This is a genomic window from Pseudomonas sp. Y24-6 (assembly GCF_020295325.1).
GTDB classification, from domain to species: Bacteria; Pseudomonadota; Gammaproteobacteria; order Pseudomonadales; family Pseudomonadaceae; genus Aquipseudomonas; species Aquipseudomonas gregormendelii.
Genome location: NZ_JACBXG010000011.1, coordinates 57529 through 78727 on the forward strand (window position 1 = coordinate 57529; position 21199 = coordinate 78727).

17 protein-coding genes are annotated in these 21199 nt (G+C 60.0%); 15 read left to right on the top strand and 2 right to left on the bottom strand.

Annotated elements, in window-relative coordinates; genetic code table 11:
* Positions 1-256 precede the first annotated feature (256 nt).
* The 8 genes from HYI44_RS20560 (at position 257) to HYI44_RS20595 (ending at position 9276) form a co-directional block, all read left to right on the top strand.
* Complete coding sequence (locus tag HYI44_RS20560; RefSeq protein WP_225570325.1) at positions 257-1927, top strand: DUF1302 domain-containing protein; 1671 nt, start codon at positions 257-259, stop codon at positions 1925-1927.
* Positions 1928-1993: 66 nt separating this feature from the next.
* A complete protein-coding gene (locus HYI44_RS20565) occupies positions 1994-3346 on the top strand; it encodes a DUF1329 domain-containing protein (protein ID WP_225570326.1) in 1353 nt (450 codons plus the stop codon).
* A gap of 64 nt (positions 3347-3410) precedes the next feature.
* Positions 3411-4229, top strand: a complete 819-nt coding sequence (locus HYI44_RS20570) for an SDR family NAD(P)-dependent oxidoreductase (protein ID WP_225570327.1) — start codon at positions 3411-3413, stop codon at positions 4227-4229.
* Between the two features lie 33 nt (positions 4230-4262).
* Complete coding sequence (locus tag HYI44_RS20575; RefSeq protein WP_225570328.1) at positions 4263-4712, top strand: nuclear transport factor 2 family protein; 450 nt, start codon at positions 4263-4265, stop codon at positions 4710-4712.
* A gap of 38 nt (positions 4713-4750) precedes the next feature.
* The gene (locus HYI44_RS20580) at positions 4751-6115 is read left to right on the top strand and encodes a phosphotransferase family protein (protein WP_225570329.1); all 1365 of its coding nucleotides are present in this window, start codon (positions 4751-4753) and stop codon (positions 6113-6115) included.
* A gap of 59 nt (positions 6116-6174) precedes the next feature.
* Positions 6175-6996, top strand: a complete 822-nt coding sequence (locus HYI44_RS20585; RefSeq protein WP_225570330.1) for an SDR family NAD(P)-dependent oxidoreductase — start codon at positions 6175-6177, stop codon at positions 6994-6996.
* An 11-nt stretch (positions 6997-7007) separates the two neighbouring features.
* Positions 7008-8255, top strand: coding sequence for an MFS transporter (locus HYI44_RS20590; RefSeq protein ID WP_225570331.1), 1248 nt, complete (start codon positions 7008-7010; stop codon positions 8253-8255).
* A gap of 94 nt (positions 8256-8349) precedes the next feature.
* Complete coding sequence (locus HYI44_RS20595) at positions 8350-9276, top strand: quinone oxidoreductase family protein (RefSeq protein WP_077748074.1); 927 nt, start codon at positions 8350-8352, stop codon at positions 9274-9276.
* 39 nt (positions 9277-9315) lie between these two features.
* On the opposite strand, the gene HYI44_RS20600 is transcribed toward HYI44_RS20595, so the two are convergent.
* A complete protein-coding gene (locus tag HYI44_RS20600; RefSeq protein ID WP_225570332.1) occupies positions 9316-10221 on the bottom strand; it encodes a helix-turn-helix domain-containing protein in 906 nt (301 codons plus the stop codon).
* Between the two features lie 142 nt (positions 10222-10363).
* Here HYI44_RS20600 and HYI44_RS20605 point away from each other — a divergent pair, with 142 nt between their 5' ends.
* Positions 10364-11275: a LysR family transcriptional regulator gene (locus HYI44_RS20605; protein ID WP_225570333.1), complete on the top strand. Its 912-nt coding sequence runs from the start codon at positions 10364-10366 to the stop codon at positions 11273-11275.
* A 5-nt stretch (positions 11276-11280) separates the two neighbouring features.
* Here HYI44_RS20605 and HYI44_RS20610 read toward each other — a convergent pair whose 3' ends face one another.
* Positions 11281-11904: a TetR/AcrR family transcriptional regulator gene (locus HYI44_RS20610; RefSeq protein ID WP_225570334.1), complete on the bottom strand. Its 624-nt coding sequence runs from the start codon at positions 11902-11904 to the stop codon at positions 11281-11283.
* Between the two features lie 600 nt (positions 11905-12504).
* On the opposite strand from HYI44_RS20610, the gene HYI44_RS20615 reads away from it, so the two are divergent.
* From HYI44_RS20615 to HYI44_RS20640, 6 genes are all read left to right on the top strand, one after another.
* Positions 12505-14124, top strand: a complete 1620-nt coding sequence (locus HYI44_RS20615) for a GMC family oxidoreductase (RefSeq protein WP_225570335.1) — start codon at positions 12505-12507, stop codon at positions 14122-14124.
* The gene (locus tag HYI44_RS20620; RefSeq protein WP_225570336.1) at positions 14121-15611 is read left to right on the top strand and encodes an aldehyde dehydrogenase family protein; all 1491 of its coding nucleotides are present in this window, start codon (positions 14121-14123) and stop codon (positions 15609-15611) included. The genes HYI44_RS20615 and HYI44_RS20620 overlap by 4 nt, the downstream gene beginning before the upstream one ends.
* 64 nt (positions 15612-15675) lie before the next feature.
* A complete protein-coding gene (locus HYI44_RS20625) occupies positions 15676-17343 on the top strand; it encodes a DUF1302 domain-containing protein (RefSeq protein ID WP_225570337.1) in 1668 nt (555 codons plus the stop codon).
* 27 nt (positions 17344-17370) lie between these two features.
* A complete protein-coding gene (locus HYI44_RS20630; RefSeq protein WP_225570338.1) occupies positions 17371-18732 on the top strand; it encodes a DUF1329 domain-containing protein in 1362 nt (453 codons plus the stop codon).
* Positions 18733-18942: 210 nt separating this feature from the next.
* Entirely contained in the window at positions 18943-19980 is a 1038-nt protein-coding gene (locus tag HYI44_RS20635; RefSeq protein WP_225570339.1) for an amidohydrolase family protein, read from the top strand.
* A complete protein-coding gene (locus HYI44_RS20640; protein ID WP_225570340.1) occupies positions 19977-21164 on the top strand; it encodes a phosphotransferase in 1188 nt (395 codons plus the stop codon). Before HYI44_RS20635 ends, HYI44_RS20640 begins: the two co-directional genes overlap by 4 nt.
* Positions 21165-21199: the final 35 nt, after the last annotated feature.

The following is a 21199-nucleotide window of genomic DNA, read 5'->3' on the forward strand; positions in this document are numbered from 1 at the left end:
GTATTGGTTAATCAAATAGCAGCCGAGACTTATTGGGCCGTATGACGCAGTGCTCGTTTTACATCGCCGTCCAGCGTGCACGCATTTGATCAATAGCAAAATGCACGTCAGCAATGCTCCCAATCGTTGTGCCCAAACCGTGTGGTCCCGTCTACTTCACTCCACGCCGAATGCCCTCGGGCAGTGCTGATCAGCGCGGTCCACGGGGCCCGACACTGCGGCTGCCAATAACAACAAGAATGTAGAGGGAGTGTTGATGAACGACGCAAAGCTGAAGTCGTTAAGCCTGGCTGTCTGGTTCAGCGTGACCGGGGGAGCCTTGCTCATTGGAGACAGTCAGGCGGCCGAGTTTGATACCGGCAACCCTGACCTGACCGCGCGCTGGGACAACACCGTGCGCTACAACCTCGGTATTCGGGCCGAGGGGCGCGACTCGGCATTGGCCAACAACGCCAGCTACGATGAGTCCGATGCCAAGTTTGATCGCGGCGATGTGGTGACCAATCGGGTTGATTTGATGAGCGAAATGGAGGTCGCGTACAAGCAGTACAACGGCTTTCGCATCAGTGGCGCTGGCTGGTACGACCAGGCATATGAAAACACTGATGTCGAAACCAGCCCCGGCAATGTTTACTACCCAGGCGCGTTTCCCGGTACCAGCACGCCTAGCTACAACAACGGTAAATACTCCAGTTTCACTAAGCGTTTCCACCGCGGACCCAGCGGCGAGTTGCTGGACGCCTTTGCGTTTACCCGATTCGACCTGGGTGAGATTCCGGTCAGCGTGCGTGCCGGCCGGCATACCGTGTACTGGGGTAACGGCCTGCTGATCGCCGGCCATGCCGTGTCCTATTCCCAGGCACCGCTGGATGGCCGCAAAGCGGTAAGCAACCCCGGCACCGAAACCCGCGAAATCTTCCTGCCACTGACGCAGATTTCCACCCAGGCGCAAGTCACCGACAAGCTGTCAGTGGCGGCGCAGTATTTCTTCGAATGGGACACCACACGCGCCCCTGAAGGCGGCACGTATCTAGCCTCAGCGGACGTCGCGCTGGAAGGGCCGGACCGCTTGCCGCTATTCAGTGGTTTCTCGCGGCCGCTGATTGATCCGCTCAAACCCAAGGACAAGGGCAACTGGGGCGTGATGGGCACCTACAGCTTTGATTTCCTGCATTCGGAGGTCAGCGCGTTCTATCGCGAGTTCGATGACTACAACCCGTGGGGCCTGCAAGTGGCGCCGACTTTTGCCCGTTACGTGTACGCCGAGAACGTCAAGCTCTATGGCCTGGGTTATTCCGCAGGCCCGGTGTTGGGGGGCGGCTCCCTTGGCGTAGACCTGTCGTATCGCCAGAACACCTCGCTGGTCTCCAGCAACATCAGTACTGCAGACAATCAGGGCGCACGCGGTGACACCTGGCACATGGTGGTAAACGGCCTGTGGCTACTGCCGCGCACCGATTACTTCGATACCGGCAGTCTGATCACCGAAATGGCGTTCAGTCATGTGCAACGGGTGACCAAGCACGAGGAACTGTTCAAAGGTGAAGGCTATGACGGCTGCCCGGCGGGCCAGGACAAGCACTACGGTTGTGCGACCAAAAACTACGTCGGCCTCGCCGTCAGCTTCGCGCCGCAGTGGCTGGGGGTGTTCCCGGGCTGGAATATTTCCACGCCCATGAGTGTGGATTACGGGGTCAACGGCAATGCCGCCACCGGCGGTGGCAACGAAGGCAAATACACCTGGAAAGCGGGTGTGAAGGGCACCTACGACGAGCGCGTCGACGTGACCCTGTCGTACATCGGCTACGGCAGCGAACGCAAATATGGCGATGTTGCCGGCGTCGGCAAAACAGTGATCGGCGGGACGGGCGACGTTGGCCTGACCGACCGTAACTGGGTCTCGCTGACCCTCAGCACTGCGTTCTGAACCGCCCTTGAACTGCAATGCCGTGATTGCCGGAATCGGCGATCACCCATCTGAATGGAGAACGTTATGACGGTTAATGCATATGCGATGGGCCTTGTGGCCATTGCTTTGGCGGGGTCGGCCGTGGCCGATGAGGGCGCTACCACCGCCGACCTGGGCGGCAAGCTGACGACCTTTGGTGCGATTGTTGCGGGCAACGCGGCAGGCACTATTCCGGCCTACGACGGTGGCCTGAAAGTGCCCGCAGGGCTGGTGCCCGGCGACGGCAACTGGCCCAACCCGTTTGCCAATGAAAAGCCCCGCTTGCGCATTACGGCGGCCAACGCCGACCAGTACGCCGACCAATTGGCGGCCGGGCAGCTGCAACTGCTCAAGCAGAACCCCGACACTTATTATCTTGAGGTGTACCCCACCCACAGGACGGCGACCTTTCCGGCGAATTTCCTGGCAGCCACCCAGCGCAACGCCAGCCGCAAGGACTGCAAAACCGAGAACGACGGCCTGTCGATCAGCGAAGGCTGCCGGGGCGGTCTGCCATTCCCGCTGCCGCGAGATGGCCGTGAATTGATGTGGAACTACATCCTCAACTATCAGGGCGTGAATGGCTGGGACTGGAACCACAGTGCCTATGTGGTCAACGAGGGCCACGCGACGCTGACCAACACCAACCGGTCCACCGGCGAGAAACCTTTCTACCAGATGGATGTTCCCGGGCGTGATCCGAAAATCGCCCAGCGCATCTGGTCGCGCATCGTCGCGCCAGCCCGTACGGCCGGGCAGGCATCCGGGTATTGGGATTATCTCGACCCGGTCGCCGACTCCCGCTACGCCTGGAGCTACAGCACCGGCCAGCGCCGCGTCCGCAAGGCCCCGGAATTCAACTACGACACCCCCAACTCGGCGTTCGGCGGGGTGGCGTTCTACGACGAAATCTTCCTGTTTTCCGGAAAGATGGACCGCTTTGACTGGAAGCTGGTGGGCAAGAAGGAAATGCTCATCCCCTACAGCAACTACACGCTGAAGTGGGGTTGTGACATGGACAAGAAGCTCATGCCCAAACACATCAATCCCGCCTGTGAGCGCTGGGAGCTGCACCGCGTCTGGGTGGTGGAAGCGACGCGCAAGGACGGCGTGCGCCACGCGCAGAAAAAACGCCGCTACTACATCGACGAAGACACCTTTGGCGCAGCGGTCTACGACGCCTGGGACGACAGCGGCGCACTGTTCCGCACCGGCTCGCAATACAACATCCAGGCCTATGGTATTCCGAATAATCCGCAACAGGATTCCTACTCGTTGTATGACTTCACCCGTGACCAGTACGGCATGTTTGGCAATGGCCCGACGCGCTACCGCGAGGCCCCGGTCGCTGAGCGTGAAGCAAATCCGCAGACCATAGCCGGTGGCCAGACCCGCTGACCGCATGCTCCTTTTCGGCGCTCGCCACGGGCGCCGATTTTTTTATCCGTCCCGAGACCCTTTTATGAGCGAGATACTGCAACGTTTAGACGGCAAGGTCTGCGTGATCACCGGCGCCGGCAGTGGCATCGGCCGCGCCTCGGCCCTGCGTTTTGCCCGGGAGGGCGCCACGGTGGTGGTCACCGACCTTTTCGCTGAATCGGCGCAGGCCGTGGCGACTGAAATCGGCGCCAAGGCACTGGCCCTGCAGGTGGATGTCGGCGATGAAGCCGCGTTGCGGCAGATGGTCGAAGAGACTGTGCAAACCTTCGGCCGAATCGACGTCCTGTTCAACAATGCGGTGTACCGAAACCCGGCCACTACCCGCGACATTGACTTCATCAACTTCAACACCGAGCTATTCCACAACTGCATGCGGGTCAACGTGTTAGGTGGCGTGTTGGCGTGCAAATACGCCTTGCCGCACATGCTCGCCCAGGGCAGCGGTTCGATTCTGTTCACCTCGTCCACCAGCTCGATTGCCGGCGAAATTTCTCAGTTCAGCTACGGCGCCTCCAAGGCCGCACTCAACTGGTACGTGCAAAGCATTGCCGCCACCTTTGGTAAACGCGGCATTCGTTGCAACGGGATTTTGCCGGGGGTGATTCGCACGCCGGCCATGGAAAGCTGGGCCAACGAGGCGATGAAGGCGGCCTTTCTCGACCTGCAAAACGTGCCGCAACTGGGCGAGCCGGAGGACATCGCGGCCATGGCCGCTTTCCTCGCCAGCGATGACGCCGCTTACGTCAACGGCACGCTGATGCGCGTGGACGGCGGCATGAGTTGCGGCACGCCGATGGTGCCGGTGGTGCGCAATTTCCTGTTGCCCCAGGCCTCGATCTGATCCCGATCCATTCACTGCACTGGAGCCCATTTTATGGCACTCGAACAGGAACGCTTCATCCTCGACATGCTCGCCGCCTGGGGCGACGGCAGCGATGGCAGCCGGCCGGACCTCGAACGCATCATGGCCACCTTCGCAGACGACGCCGTCTGGCAACTGTGGGTGCCCGGTGGCCCGGTGATCCGTGGGCGAGATGCGTTGCGCCGCGAAATCGCGCGGCAGATGAGTTATGTCACGCACAACCGCTGTACAACGCGTCACATCGTCTCTTCGGAGCGCGTGGTGATGACCGAACGCGACGATTACTGCGTCAGCAATGGAGTACCCATGCCGCACTCAATGGTGGCGGTGTATGAGCTGGACGAACACGGCCTGATCTGTGCGTGGCGCGAGTACCTGGACACTGCCGATCTGGCGAAGAAAAAGGGCGTGCCGCTGGAGCAGGTAGGCGGGCCGAACGCTGGTAGCACCAGCACCCATTGAGAGCGGCGCTGGACATCAGCGCCTGAGGAAGACCCCGTATGCCAACAACAATAAATGCGACTGTTGATCCGGTCGAAGAAAAGCTGCGCAACTTTGTCGAAGGGCTGCTGGGTGGGAACATCACGGCGATGCAACGTCTGCTGCGCTGGCGTCCGGCGTGGAACCTTGAACTGCAACGCGATGGCGAAACCCTGCTACTGCATATCCGTGGCGAAAGGGGCGGTGATGTCAGCCCCTTTCCGGATCTGCGCCGTGAGGCGGACATTCTGACCTTGCTCGGTGAGCAGGGCGTGCCGGTACCGCGCATCTACGGTTATTGCGAAGACCCGCCAGCGATCTTGATGGAGCTGGTACCGGGCAGCCGTGACGTCAACACGGCAAAGAATGATGCCGAACGGCACGCCGTCTCACGCCAGTGGGTCGACGCCATGGCGCGCATGCACCAACTGCCGTTGCAACCCTTCATTGAACAGGGCATTCATCTGCCGACCAGTGCCGAGGACATCACCCTCGCAGGCCTGGAGGCTTATTACCCGCTGTATGCGCGCAATAAAACCAGGCCTCAGCCGCTGGCTGAATTCGCCCTCGGCTGGTTGCGCCGCAATGTGCCGCAGCACCGTACCCGGCCTGCTTTCGTGCAGTACGATTCAGGGCAATACCTGTTCGAGAACGGACAGGTACAGGGGCTCTACGATTTTGAGTTCGCCATGATTGGAGATCCGTTGGCTGACCTGGCTTCGGCACGGATGCGCGATAATTACGAGCCGCTCGGAGACCATTTTGCGGACCTGTATCGCTACTATCAGCAAGTGACCGGGGAGCCGGCGGATCCCGATGTGGTGCGTTATCACACCGCACTGTTTGCCACTGTCAGCACCATGCAGTTCTCGGCATCGATCGCCACGCCACAACCGGGCGACCCACATGACACCTACACCGAGTTTGACCTCGCCCTGCGCCGGGTGGTGGTGCATGCGCTGGCCGAAGCCATGGGTGTGCCTCTGCAAACGCCGAAACTGGACATGGTCAGCAGCGGTCCGAATGCCCAGTTGCTGACCATGCTTGGCGATGCTCTGTCGCAGGTGGAAGTCGGCAGTGACTTCCAGAAAACGAAACTGCGCGCAGTGAGCAAACTGGTGGAGTACCTGGGCCGTGGCGATGCCATGGAATTGCACTTGCGCGAGCTGGAACAACAGGAGGTGCAAGTCCTGCTGGACCGCACGTTCAACGATTACAGCGAGATTGACACAGCGCTGGAAGCCTTCGTCAACAGCGCCGGGCCGGAATACGACGAACCCTTGCTGCGCCTGTTCATGGCACAAATCGAACGACGTGTTCTGGTCTACGGCAGCACCGCCATTGGCGCCTCCGCCAGCCACATCGACCTGCCACCCGTCGCCTGACAGGGTGAAACCTTTCTCGCCCGGTGGCTAGTCGCCGGGCCTTCGTTTTCGGAGTGCTTATGTCTATTCCTGATAATGCCTTCCTGCATCGCTATGGTCCGTGGGCGGTGATTGCCGGTGCCTCCCATGGAGTGGGCGCGGCGTTTGCCCGTGCCCTCGCCGAGCGAGGCCTCAACTGTGTGCTGGTGGCGCGCCGTGGCGACGCCCTGGCGCAATTGAAAGGCGAATTGGAGCAACGTTACGCCATCGAAGTGCTGGTGGTGATCCAGGACCTTACTCAGCCCGAGGCCTGTGAGCGCCTTCTCGCGGCTGTTGGTGAACGCCGGGTCGGTCTGTTTATCTACAACGCGGGTGGCGACCCCTACATCACACGATTTATCGATACCTCGACCGAGGACTGGGGGTCCTTGCTGCGCCTCAATTGCTTGGCCGTGATGCAATGCAGCCACGCTTTTGGCGCCGCGATGCTGGAGCGCGGGCAGGGCGGCTTGCTGTTGGTGGGTTCCCAGGCAGCCTTGGGAGGAATTCGCAAACTGGCGATGTACACCGCGACCAAGGGTTTTGCCCTGAACCTCGGCGAATCGTTATGGGCGGAATGGAAAGACCGTGGCGTCGACGTGCTCAACTTGCTCATCGGCACTGTCGACACACCCACCATGCGCGACGCCATGGTCAAACTGAATATTTCCGACGCCCTGACCATGGCCTTGCCCAAGGCTGAAGACCTGGCGCTTCTGGCGCTTGAGCAATTGGGTAATGGCCCGACGCTGATTCACCCCGAAGACACCCTTGTCCAGGTCGCCAATGCGCCTGGCCCGGCACGCCGTGCCCAGGTGCTGAGCAAGAGCGCGCAAGCGGCTGTGTTTATCGGTAACGACTGAGGTCACACACCATGAAAGGCTTTGATAACGCAGAATTCAAGCGCGGCTGGCGAGTGCTGATTCTGGCGCTGGTGGGCGTTGCCACCAGTTCCAGTTCGTTGTTGCTGTACAGCTTCAGCTCCATGGTGATTCCGCTGGAACAGGCCATGGGCTGGGGCAGGGCGGAGTTGCAGGCGGCTATCACCGCACTGTCGCTGGGCACCATCGTTGCGTCGCAATTGGCCGGCTGGCTCAATTCACGCTACGGCTTACGCCGGGTCACGTTGCTGTCGCTGCTGGCATTGTCCCTGAGTGTCTTCACCCTGAGCTGTATCAATGGCTCGATATGGACGCTTTATCTCGGATTTTTCCTGGTGCCGCTGGCCGGGCTGGGGACGTTGCAGGTGACCTGGTCGCACCTGGTGAACTTGTGGTTCGAGGAAAACCGTGGTCTGGCGCTGGCGATCATCCTCAGTGGCTCCGGACTGGCGGCCATCATGCTGCCGCTGATCACCGCCTGGGCGATCAGTCGGTGGAATTGGCAGGCGGGATTCCTCACGCTGGGTGTATTGCCGGTGCTGCTGGCGTTGCCCTTGGCACTACGCTGGTTATTGCCGACCGCCGATGTCCGGCGCAACACGGCGCAACTCCCGGCCGCCAGCGGACAAACCGGCGGGCTGCTATTGCGGGAGGCGCTGCGTTCGTGGCGGTTCTGGGTGTGCAACCTGTCGATGACATTGGTGGTGTCCTGCGTGGTGGGCATGGTCACCAACATCGTGCCGTTGCTGCAGGACCGAGGCTTGAGTGCCCTGCAGGCCAGTCAGATTTTCGCCAGTTTTGGCGTGTCGCTGATTCTTGGCCGGCTGCTGGTGGGCTACCTGATCGACCGGTTGTGGGCGCCCGGTGTCGCCTCTCTGGCGCTGCTGATGCCGGCATTTGCGTGTGGCATCTTTGCCTATGGAGATTCCAGTATAGCGATGTATACCCTCGCCACGTTGCTGGTGGGTGTGGGTGCGGGTGCCGAGTTCGATATCGCTGCTTTCCTGATCGCCCGCTACTTCGGCATGCGCGACTACGGCCGCTTGTTTGGCGCGCACCTGGGCTTGATTACCGCAGGTGCGGCGATATCGCCGTTGCTGTTCGCCGGGTTGTTCAAGCTCACCGGTGGCTACGCGGCCATGCTGCTGTTCAGTTTCATCTGCTTTGTAGTCGGCCCCTTGCTACTCCTGACGTTGGGTGGGTATCCGCGATATCAGTCCGAGCCATCAGTGGCCAGTTAGAGAATCTTCTGAAGTAGATATAGACAAATATAGAAATAATGTTCAATTATTGCCTAAAGTGCAGCCTGACAATAAAACAGACAAGGAAAATGCCATGCGTGCAGCAATCATTTCCGAACGTAATGCGCCGCCGGTAGTGGGCGAATTTCGTGATCCGCAACTGCAAGACGGCTCGGTGCTGATCGATGTCGATACCGCTGGCCTTGGCGGCTGGGATGTACTCGGCGCCTACCGTCTGGGTGTTGAATATCCCTGTGTCATTCGCGGCGAAGGCGTTGGACGTGCGCCGGATGGCCGCCGGGTGTATTTCGGCGAACGATCGGTGTTGCCGTTTGGTGCCTGGGCAGAGCGCACCCTGGTGCCGCAAGCCGAAGTATGGAATGTGCCGGACGACGTGGACGATAAAACCGCGATCAGCATGGGCATCGCTGCGACCGGCGCCATCGTGCCCTTGGAAAAAGCCGCGATTCAGAAGGGTGAGAAGGTGCTGATCCTGGGCGCCACCGGCACTCTCGGCCAGATCGCCCTGCAACTGGCGCGCGGTCTGGGTGCCGGCAAGGTGGTCGGTGCTGCGCGGTCCGCTGAAGCGTTGGGGCGATTGAAGTCGCGAGGCCTTGCCGATGAAGTGGTGACCCTGGGTGGCAGCGATGATGTAGCGGCGCTCAAGGATGCGGCCGATGGCGGATTTGATGTGGTGCTCGACCTCGTGTGCGGTCAACCGATGTTGACGTCGCTGAAGGCCACCAACTGGGGCGCGCGGATAATGACCATTGGCACGGGAGCCGGCCGCCAGCTCAATCTGGATATTGCCGATCTGTTGTTTCGCAACTTATCGTGCATCGGCACGGGCCAGCGCCCGCCCGCAGACCGGGAACAGATCTGGCTGCGTCTGCTGAAGATCGCCAAGGAGCAGCAGATTCAGGTGGATTACCTGGATTTCACCCTCGATCAGGCGGCTGAAGCCTGGGCCGCTCAGGTCAATGGGCCACACGCCAAAATCACCGCCACGATTCGTCGTTAAAGCCCGTATTGCTGGAATGCGCCCTTATCCGGGTGCCTTTCAGCGCTGGCGCTGGTGGCGAAACTCCTCGGGTGTGACACCGAGCTCTTTACGGAAGGCCGCACTGAAAGCGGCGGCGTTGTTGAAGCCGGCCTGATAGGCCACTTGTTTGATCAGCAACCGTGGGTCAGCCAACAGCGCCACGGCCTTTTGCAAGCGGGTTTGCGCAGCGAACTGGCGCAAGGTAACGCCGGTGGTGTTTTTGCAGCGACTGGACAGGGTCCGCAACGGTAGTTCGCAGGCCCGCGCCAGATGACCCAGGGAGCGGCCTTCGTCACTGGCGCTGTCGAGCAGTTCACGCAGAATGTTGAGTTGACGGGGGCTTAGTTTTTCAGCGTTGAGTGAGGCACTGGCTGCCTCGTCTGGCGCGTCGATAAATTCGCGGCGCAAGTCCAGGGCAATGCTGGTGAGCAGGCACTCGGTGTGCAGTTCGCTGGCGAAGCCGGGGTTGGCCACTTCTTCTGCCAGCCGTTGCAACGAGGCGTGCAAGTAACCGCTTTGCAGGTTGAGCATGGCTGCGCTGACGTTGTCCTGCCAGTTCCAGCGATAGCTGCCCAGGACGCCGAGTGAGGAGGGGTCGAACAGACACACCAGGGCCTTTTGCTCGCCGGCATCGTGGCGCAGGTGGAACTCGGTGCCATGGGGAATGAACAACAGCTTGCCCAGAGGCTGGAACTGAGGTTCGCCGTGGCTGGAAAAACCGCCGCAATTAGGCTTGATCTGCGAACTGGCAGGCAGCATCAGGCGTAACAGGCAACTGTCGCCGGTTTCGATCAAGGCTGTCCCGGTGTTGGACCATTGCGCATGTTCAACCCGGATGTCGAAGCCCTGTCTGGCTAATGAAGCTTCAGTCAGGAAATTGCCCGACGCTTCACAGTCGTACTCGCTGTAGTGGATGGCGTTCATTTTTCAACCTTCAGCCATTTTTATTATTGGCGCTGAAATTCGAAGGATAACGGTACGTCAGGGCAGCTACCCGGTCTCGAGTGTAACCAGCATGTGGACCGAGCTGTTTCATAAATTCAGGCGTCAGGTATCAGAAAATCAGATGACAAAAGGCAAAGATATTTCGATGCGCCAATTGCGCTATTTCGTTGCCGCCGCCGACGCCGGCCAGTTTTCCCAGGCGGCACTGAAGACGCATGTATCGCAGTCGGCGATTACGGCGGCGGTGTTGCATCTGGAACAGTCCATGGGCGTCAGCCTGTTCGACCGCTTGCCTCACGGCGTGGCGCTGACTGCTGAAGGCAATAAGTTTTCCCAGCATGCACGGCACATTCTCGACACCCTGCAGGACGCGCTCAGTGAACCGCTGTTCCTCGGCCATGCGATGCAGGGCACCGTGCGTGTAGGTGCCTCCTACACCGTGTTGGGCTATTTTCTGCCAGCGCTTCTGGCACGCTTCAAACGTAGCTACCCTCAGGTAGAGATCGACCTGATCGACATGGACCGCCAGAGCATTGAAGCAGCCTTGAGCAATGGCGACCTCGACTTGGGCCTGGCGATTGTCTCCAACACGCCGAACTTGCACGGTTTTGCTCACCATGTTCTGATTCGTTCGCGCCGCCAACTCTGGTTGGCCAGTCAGCACCCATTGATATCTGCCACCTCGATCAATCTCGAAGACGTCGCAGAGCATGCCTATATCCTGGCCACGGTCGATGAAGGGGAGACCTCGACCATGCGCTATTGGGAATCCCGCGGTCTGGCACCCAAGGTGGCTTTTCGTACCTCATCCATGGAGGCATTGCGCGGGCTGGTGGGGCATGGATTCGGCGTGACCATTCTCTCGGACATGCTGTACCGGGCCTGGTCCCTGGAAGGCAAAAAGATTGAGATCCGCCCGCTGGTGGACGTGATTCCACCCATGGAACTCGGAGTGATCTGGCTGCCGGATAACTGTTTGTCGGAACCGACCCAGGCATTCCGACAGTTTCTGGTCATGGCCTGCGCCTCTTGATCCCGCTACTGGCGCACGCTGTTGTCAGGCGGCCAGGTGCCGTTGTTCATCAAGCTGTCGAAGATTTCGGTCATTTCCCGCGCCGGGTTCGGATAGTCGTGGCGCACCCACCACAACCACAGCCCCACCAAGGCACCGACGAAACAGCGCACGGCGCCCTCGCCACGCAGTTGATCGATTTGGTACAGGCCCTGTTTCCGGTAGTGTTCCCGGACCTGGATGATCAAGATATTTTCCAGGTGCGCGAGAATCACGTTCTGTCCCGTGCCGCTGAAGAACGCCGTCGTCAGTGCCGCATGACGTTCGGTGGCGCTGAACAGCCAGGCCGAAACATCCAGCAGGACACGGCGGTCGCCATCGACTTCGGTGACCTTGGTCGAGGGAACGCCAATGGCTTCGTACCCGGCGACGATCAGATCCTCCTTGTCGCGAAAGTGCGCGTAGAAGGTGGAGCGCGCAACCCCTGTACTGTCCAGTAACTGCTGGACCGTAATACCTTCGTAGCCCTTTTCCAGCGCAAGGCGATACATGTGGTCCAGCAGCAATTCCCGGGTGCGTTGCGAACGCAAGGCGTGGCGTTGACTGGCGTGATTTTTATCGGCTGTTTGCACGGAAGCTAGGTGAGACATTCTGAACCTCGGCAGCGCTTTTTATTGGTTTCATGACGGCGGGTACAAGAGCTTCCCGGCGGTGATCAGCACACAATGACAGAGGATGTTTTGCACCAGCAGGGTTAGTTTTAGAACATATTCTACGAAAATGTTAATTAATTCCGCCTGTGCCGTACAGATTTGCGCTTCTGTTCGTTGTGGCTTTGCGCCTGCGGCCTTACCGTTTCTCCAGTCCGATAGAGACCTGGAGAACAATAATGAATAACGCTCTTGAAACGCCTGCACCTTTTCCTGCGCACATTCCCAAGCACCCTGTCCGCGATTTCGATCTATGGGCAGCGCTCACCGCCCACGGCGAAAACGCCTATCAACCAATCCGGCTGCGTAGGTCATGCCCGCTGCAACAACGTCGCGCCGGCGCTCTATCCACTCGATGACAACGGCTACATCGGCCAGCAGCGGCTTCAGTGTGCTGATTGGGCAAGAGCGGCTGGCGAAACGCGGTGCCCGTGCCTGCCCGGAACGGGTCATCGAGGTTCGCGATACACCCGACGAACACCGGTGAGTGCCGCCCTGGAGAGTGGAAGGCTTACAGCAACCAGCAAAAGAAGAACCACAATGAGCAAAACCTACGACTACATCATCATCGGTGCTGGGTCATCCGGCTGCGTCCTGGCCAATCGCTTGTCTGCCGACTCGACCGTTTCGGTGCTGCTGATCGAGAGCGGACCGGATGACACCAGCCCGTTGATTGCCATGCCCCGTGGCATTGGCAAACTGCTCAGCCCTGGCAATCCGCATGTGTGGAGCTACAAGGCCGCACGCGGCGAGGGTATGAGCGACGAGCAATGGCTCAAGGGCAAAACAATCGGCGGCTCAAGTTCGGTCAACGGCATGGTCTATGTGCGCGGAGCGCCAGCCGATTATGACCATTGGGAAGCGCAAGGCTGCGCCGGATGGGGCTGGAAAGACATGGGCCGGCAGTTTGTCGCCCTCGAAGACCATCAGTTGGGCAAGAGCCAATGGCGCGGAGTCGGTGGCCCGCTCAAAGTTACCGTGCACCCGTCGGGCCACGCCCTGTGCGATGCCATCATCAGCGCGGCCGGTGAGCTGGGTGTGGCGCGTACTGAAGACACTAATCATATCGACTCGGTCATCCAGGGTGGCTTTGGCTATCAGCCGCAAACCACTTGGAAAGGCCAGCGATTCAGCGCAGCTAAAGCCTTTCTCGACCCGGTGCGTACACGCCCGAACTTGACGGTTATGACCGACACGGATGTGCAACGCATCGAGTTCAGCAATCACCGTGCCTGTGCCGTGCTGGTCAACAACAGTGCCGGCAAGGAACGCTTTGAAGTGCGTCGCGAGGTGTTGTTGTGCGCCGGTGCCATTGAATCGCCGAAGCTCTTGCAACTTTCTGGCATCGGCCCGGCCGCACTGTTGAACTCGCTGGGTATCAGTGTGCTGCACGACGCCCCTGAGGTGGGTCGCAACCTGCGTGAGCACGTGTACATGGCCATGCAGTACCGGGTCACCCGTGGCAGTTTCAACCACTGTTTCCATGGGGTGGGGTTACTCGGTGCAGTGGCGCAATACTTTCTGCGCAGGAAGGGGCCGATGACCCATGCCGCCCACGAGGCCGGTGGTTTCATCAAGACCCGTCCGGAGCTGGATCGTCCGGATGCGCAAATCGGCGTCAGCCTCTATTCCATGGACGGCGACGGCAACAAAGTCGAAATCGACAAGCAGCCTGGCCTGACCATCGGTGGCTATTTCCTGCGTCCGCAGAGCCAGGGTGAGGTGCGCATTCAATCGGCGGACGCCACGGTTGCACCACAAATCAACGCCAATTACTTGAGCGCCGAGATCGATCGCACCTCCGCAATTGCCTTGTTTCGCTGGTTCCGTCGTCTGGCTGCGCAGCCGGTACTCAAGCCATTCATTGTCGGCGAGCTGACACCAGGACCGAAGGTAGAAAGTGACGCACAGATTCTTGCCGCGTTCCGCCGCTTCGGCCAGACCGCCTATCACGTTTCCGGAACCTGCCGCATGGGTGCCGACAGCGCGTCTGTGCTCGACCCCGAACTGCGAGTGCGTGGTGTCGAGGGCCTGCGGGTGGTCGACACCTCGGTGATGCCGTGCCTGGTTTCCGGCAACACCAACGCCCCGGCCATGGCCATTGCCATGCGCGCTGCAGAAATTATTACCGGCAAAGTCTCAGGAGATCCAACACCATGAGTGTTCCCTTTACCCAGCTGGACAAGCTGTACATCGATGGCGCGTGGGTGGATGTCGACGGTCCGCGCGAAGCGGTGCTTAACCCGGCCACCGAAGGGGTCATCGGTCATGCACCGACCGGTGATCTGCACAGCGCCGACGCGGCCATTGCCGCCGCACGCAACGCCTTTGATAACGGCCCTTGGCCGTGGTTGAGCATGGCCGAACGCGCCGGGTACATGCGGCGGATGCACGCAGCTTTGGTGGCCAAAAGGGAGCAGATTGCCGCGCTGATCATCGCTGAAGTCGGCTGTTCCCAAGGCGTGACTTACGCCATGCAGGTGGATATGCCGCTGGGCCATGTACTGACCGCGATCGAGCAGTCTCTTCACAGCCACAGCCTACAGATTCCGGTGCAGGCTAATCCCAATCCGTTCAACCCAACCGGGCCCATGATTCTCGGCAGCGGCACGGTGGAGCGAGAGGCCATCGGCGTGGTGGCCGGCATCACTGGCTACAACTTTCCGTTTTTGCTCAACCTCGCCAAGGTGTTTCCGGCCTTGCTGGCCGGCAACACCCTGGTGCTCAAGCCTTCGCCATTTACCCCGTACTCGGCGCTGTTGTTCGGTCAGATCGCTGAAGAAATCGGCTTGCCCAAGGGCGTTCTCAACATTGTCACCGGCGGTATTGAAGTGGGCAGCCTGTTGAGCAGCGACCCGCGGGTGGACATGGTCTCGTTCACCGGTTCGGAAACGGTGGGCATGAACATTATGAGTCAGGCGGCGCCGACCCTGAAGCGTGTGCACCTGGAGCTGGGCGGCAAATCGGCATTGATCGTGCGCGCCGATGCCGACATTCAGGCTACAGCACTGGGGGCCGTAGCAGGGCTGGCGGTCAACGCGGGGCAGGGCTGTGCGTTGCTCACCCGCTTCGTTGTGCATCACTCGTTACGCGAGCAATTCGTGCAGTGCGCCAAAGCCATTGCCGGGCAGTGGAAGGTCGGTGACCCGGCGGACCCGAGTGTGATGATGGGGCCGCTGATCCGCGAGTCGCAGCGCGCCAAGGTCGAGCATTTCATCGCCAGCGGCCGCGACGCCGGGGCCACGCTGGTCTGCGGTGGGGGCCGGCCTGCGCACCTGCGCCAGGGCTACTTCAGCGACATCACCCTGTTCGATGACGTGCGCAACGACATGCTGATTGCACAAGAGGAAATCTTCGGGCCGGTGGGGGTGGTGATCGGTTTCGACAGCGATGACGAAGCCGTGGCCATCGCCAATGATTCGCGCTTTGGCCTAAACGCTGCCGTGGCCTCGGCCGATGCCGCCACCGCCTACGCCCTGGCCAGACGCATCCGTGCGGGCAGCGTGTACCTCAATGGCGGCAGCGGCAGCCTGCCTTATGCGCCGATTGGCGGCTTCAAGCGTTCAGGCCTGGGCCGCGAATTCGGGCCGAACTGGCTCAAAGAGTTCACCCAGGAAAAATCCATCATTTACCCCATCGGGCGCTAGCCATGCCGCCCCGCGACCGGGGTGCAGACAAAACGACTGACAATAAAAACAAAAGGTGGTTTGCATGAAAAAGATCAGTAAACAGGGGCGCATGCGAGCCCAGCGGGCGATGGTACTGCTGGCGGTCGGGGAAATGGCGTTGGGTTTCGGTGATGCGGTGTTGGCGGCGCCGATCGAACTGTCCAACCCGGGCTTTCACCTGCGTTGGGACAATACCCTACGCTACAACTTGGGGATGCGCATGGAAGACCAGGACCGGCGCATCATGAACAACCCCAACTACGATGAATCCGACGGAAAATTCGACAAGGGCGACATCGTCACCAACCGTATCGATTTGCTCACCGAAGTCGACTTTGCCTACCGCAAGGACTGGGGGGCACGGCTCAGCGCTGCCGGCTGGTATGACCAGGCGTACCACGATAACGATGTGCGTAGTCATGTCGCCGGATTCCAGACCAGCTACGACAACGATCATTACAGTTCGCAAGTGAAGCGCTACGTCGAAGGCCCATCCGGGGAAATTCTCGATGCCTTTGTCTGGAAGAACTTTCGCCTGGGCGATGCATCGGTGAACGTCAAGGTTGGCCGCCATACCAACTTCTGGGGCGAAGGATTGCTGTTCGGCGCCCATGCGATTTCCTACTCGCAAGCGCCGCTCGATGGCGCCAAGGCGGTTACCAGCCCTGGCATTGAAACCAAGGAAGTTTTCTTGCCCATCGGACAGATATCCATCAAGGCCCAGGCCACCGACAACCTGACCCTGGCTGCGCAGTATTTCTACGAATGGGATTACACCCGCATTCCGTACGGTGGCACCTACTTTGGCGCGGCGGACCCGTTTTTCGAAGGCCCGGACCGATTGCCGGTAGCCCCGGGTTTTTCCTTTAATCGGGAAAAATCCAAATACGGTCGCGACTCCGCCAACTGGGGTCTGATGGCCAAGTACGACGTTGAAGCGATTCAATCGACGTTGGGCGCTTACTACCGCCAGTTCGATGACTACCAACCCTGGCTGGCGCCAGAAGTCTCGGCCGCCACCGGCAGTTACCGCCTGGTGTACCCTCGCAGCGTCAAACTCATCGGGCTGAGCCTTTCCACTGTGCTCGACACGGTGTCGATCGGTAGCGAGATTTCGTATCGCAAGGACGGTGCGTTGAACGCGGTGGGCGTCGACCCGACCGACAACGAAGGGCCGCGTGGCGATACGTTCCACTTCGTCGCCAACGCCGTATATGGCGTGCCGCGTAACTTTATCGCCAATAACGCCACACTGGTGGGAGAGTTCGCCTACAGCCATCTGCGAAAAGTGACCGAGCACGAGGAGCTTTACCTGGGAGAGAACAACAGCAACTGTGTCGATCCACGAGTAGGCACGCCCGGTTCAGGGGACAAACGCGACGGCTGCTCGACCCGAGATTACGCCGCCATTGCGGTCAATTACACACCGCAATACCTGTCGGTATTCCCGTCCTGGGACATGACCGTGCCGCTGACCGTCAATTATGGCCTGTCGGGCAACGCCGCCAGCGCCGGTGGTGGTAACGAAGGCGCGCTCACCTGGTCGGCCGGTGTGCAAATGACCTATGCCCAACGGTACGAATTTGGCTTGCGTTACTCCGACACCGAAGCGCAGTCGAAGAACATTCCCGGTGACACCGTCGGTGGTAATGGCGCCGTAGGCGGAACCGACCGTGGCTGGCTGGCCTTCACCTTCAAAACCTCCATCTAAAAAAGCCAAGAAGCGGAGTATCTGTTTATGAAAGGACAATTTGCATGTGCGGTGGCGCTGTTGAGCATTGCCACCGCCAGCCTGGCTGCGGCACCGGCCGACCAAGTCGCACAAATCGGTAAAACCCTGACGCCGTTCGGTGCGATTATCGCGGGCAATGCCGATGGCAGCATTCCTCCCTACACGGGTGGGCTGACGCAAAGCCCGCCGGGTTTCAAACCAGACAGCGGATTCTGGGCTGACCCTTTCAAAGACGAAAAACCGCTACTGCGGATCAATTCGAAAAACATGGAGCAGTACGCCGGCCGGTTGAGTGGGGGGCAAAAAATGCTGCTGAGCAAATTCCCCGACTATTACCTGGATATCTACCCCAGCCACCGCACCGCGGCCTACCCGCAAGACATGCTCGATGCCACCGTGCGCAACGCCAGTAATTGCCATACTACCAAGGACAACCTCGCGGTCGATCCGGCTTGCCGAGGGGGGCTGCCGTTCCCGCTGCCGCAAAATGGCAACGAGGTCATCTGGAACCAGCAATTGCGCTACAAGGGCCCGGGCTATACCACCACGAAGTCATCGAATAGTTGGGTAGTGGATTCCCAAGGCTCGGTGACCAAGACCGCTGAGTCCGCCACCATGGAGGAGGCCCCGTACTACCAGACTAAACAGGCTGATCGAGATCCGCAGTTGTATTACCGCGCCTGGGCGCTGGACAGCTATCCGGCCCGCAGTGCCGGGCAACTGATCATCCTCGCCGACTACCTCGACCCGCAAAGCCAGCCACGGCGTGCCTGGAGCTACACCCCAGGGATGCGCCGCATCAAGTTGGCGCCTGAGTTCGCCTACGACACGCCGGTGCCCAACCAGGGCGGTGTTAACCTGTTCGACGAACTGCAGATGTTCTCCGGCAGCCAGGACCGCTTCGACTACAAACTGGTGGGCCGCAAGGAGATGTACATTCCGTACAACGCCTACAAGTTCTACTTCAGCTGCGGCCAGGAAGAACAGTTCAAGCCGCATCATGCCAACCCAGCTTGCGAGCGCTGGGAACTTCACCGGGTGTGGGTGGTGGAGGCGACACTGAAACCGGGCAAACGCCACGTCTACAGCAAGCGCACTTACTACCTCGACGAAGACACCTTTGGTGCCGGCCTGTATGACGCTTGGGACCAGGGCGGGGTGCTGTATCGAGCGCTGTTCCAGAGCGGCGTGCAGCTGTACGACAAAAACCTGCCGTACACGGTGAAAAACGTCAGCTATGACTTCAACAAAGGCATGTGGTCATTGCTCAACGATGGGCTCAAGGGCGGGTATCGGGTACACGATGCGCCATTATCGGAGCGCGATATGAAACCTGAGTCGATTGTTTCCCAGGAGACACAACGCTGATTTCATCGAGTGGACACGCATTTGCGGCCTGAGACGGCCGCTTTTTTTTGTGCGGATTTTATAAGAAGGCAACCCTGCGACTCATAATTAAATGAACACATATCAGAAATGTGTTTATATTAGTAGAGGTGCAGTTATCCCTTAAAATGATCCGAATGCCCTGCGAGCGGGTCGTTCGGTCTGCTGGCTAATTACAACAAGGAGAACGCCATGCTGATTGATGTCCACGCCCACTTGCTGACTGAGGGCATGCTGAACCGCCACGAGTTCTGGGGGCCATTCATGAAAGTGCAGGGGCTGACCGTGGGGCATTTTTCCCTCGGCACCAAGCAACCGGCCAAAGCCGCGACGGATGCCGAAGCGCAGGCCAATATCGTCGCGCGCATGAGCCACGCCAGCCGTCGCAAGCTGATGGCCGAGCGGGGTGTCGACAAACTGGTGATGTCGACGCCGTCCCACTGCTTTATGTATTGGGCGGGTGATTTCGCTAACGAATACGCACGCATTTGCAACGACGAGTTGTCGGCATTTTGCCGGGCTGATCCCGACCACTTCGATTTCTGGTGCCACGCCAACCTCGCGGATCCGCTGAATGCGGCCAAGGAAATTGAGCGCGCGGTGACTCAGTTGGGCGCCAAGGGTGTGTGCGTCGGCGGGGCCAACTTCAATGGTTTGGAGGCTCACGACGAACGCCTGTTCCCCGTCTGGGAAAAACTAACCCAGCTGGATGTACCGATCATGGTGCACGGCTTTAACCAGTCGATTTACTGGGGTGAAAAACACACGGACGACAAGTTCGAAACCACGTCCATCGTCGGTGACTGCGTCGATGAAACACTGTTCTTCTGGTACCTGATCTGCGGCGGCGCGCTGGATGTTTTCCCGACGTTGAAAACCTACATCACTCACGCCGGTGGCATGGCGGTGTTCCAGTTGGGGCGCCTGAGCGAACTGAACCGGGCCATGGCACCGGACTCGCGCAACCAGCGTCCGTTGATGGAATACCTGCAGAACTTTTACTTCGACCTCGACGTTCATGCGCCCGGTTTGCGTCGCGGTGTCGCCGAGGTGGTCGGCGCGGAACGGCTGTTGTATGGCACCAACTTTGGTGGCGCCTACGACCATGGCGACCTGACCGAAGGCATCGGCTTGTCCGCTGAAGACCGCGAGCGGATTCGCAGTGGTAACGCGATCGAACTGCTCAAGCTGAAAGTACCGGCCAGTGCTGGTCGGGTGCTGACGCCGTGACGAATAGCCCGCTGGAGCGGCCTTATCCGCAGCGCAGCGGGCGGTTGCCCCGGCACCTTAGCGAAATCACCGCAGCCTGGCTAACCCGGTTATTGCAGCCGCGTTATCCGGGCATCGAGGTGCTGGCGTTGACGGCGGTGGAAGTTCGAAACGGGCACACCACCAAATTCCGCGCCAGGCTTGAGCTGAATGAGGTCGGTCAGCGCGCAGGGATTCCTGCGCACGTGTGCCTGAAATCGAATTGGTCCGAGGGTTTCGAGAGCGGCGATATCTGTGAGCTGGAAGCGCGCTTTTATCATTTGGCGCGCGGCTGGCCCGATGCGCCACTGCCAGACACCTGGTTCACCGACTGGGACGCCGATGGCGGCGGTCGAGGCGTGGTGATGATGGAAGACCTTGGCCTGGCCGCCGGGGAATTTGGCCATAGCACCGATCACCTCGGCGTGGACGGCGTCGCTCGGGGGCTGGAATCACTGGCGACGTTGCATGCTGCCACCTGGAACGGTCCACAGCTACGGGGGCAGGGCTGGCTGCCGGTATCGATGGCCAACCCGGTGGACAGCGACGGCCTGCTGCGCATGTACAACTACATCAAGGTCAATCTGCGCAAACCGGAATACCAGCGTCTGTTGCCGAAATGGATGTACGAGACACCGGAGTTGTTCTGCCATGCCTTCGACGAATTGGCTGCCTTCGAACGGGAGCAGACTTCTCCCAGTTGTCTGATCCATGGCGACTCGCACCAGGGCAACAGCTTTTTACGCAGTGACGGTCAGCGCATCTGGCTGGACTGGCAACTCGCCCGGTATGGCCGGCCATGGCGCGATGTCGCGTACTTCATGCTCGGCGCGTTGACCGTGGCAGAGCGCCGCGCCGATGCACAGCGTTTGCTGCGGGTGTACCGCGAAAAATTGATCAGCCTCGGTGCCGAAGGCGTGCTCGGCCAGGACGCCGCCTGGGAACAGCTGCGACGTTGGCCGGTCTGGGGAATGCAAACCTGGATGTCGAACATGGATGAGTGGGGGCAGGCCGGCTTGCCGATGGTGGAACGTTTCTTCGCCGCCGCTGAAGATTTCGATACCCTGCACTTGCTGACTCACGGCCGTAAGCCAGGCCGGATGCCGACACTGGGGCAGGGCGCGCGGCCATTGACACAGGCCTATCAGCACCTGTTGGAGAATTGAGCATGAGCAACCCGGAATACTTGCTGCTGCATGGC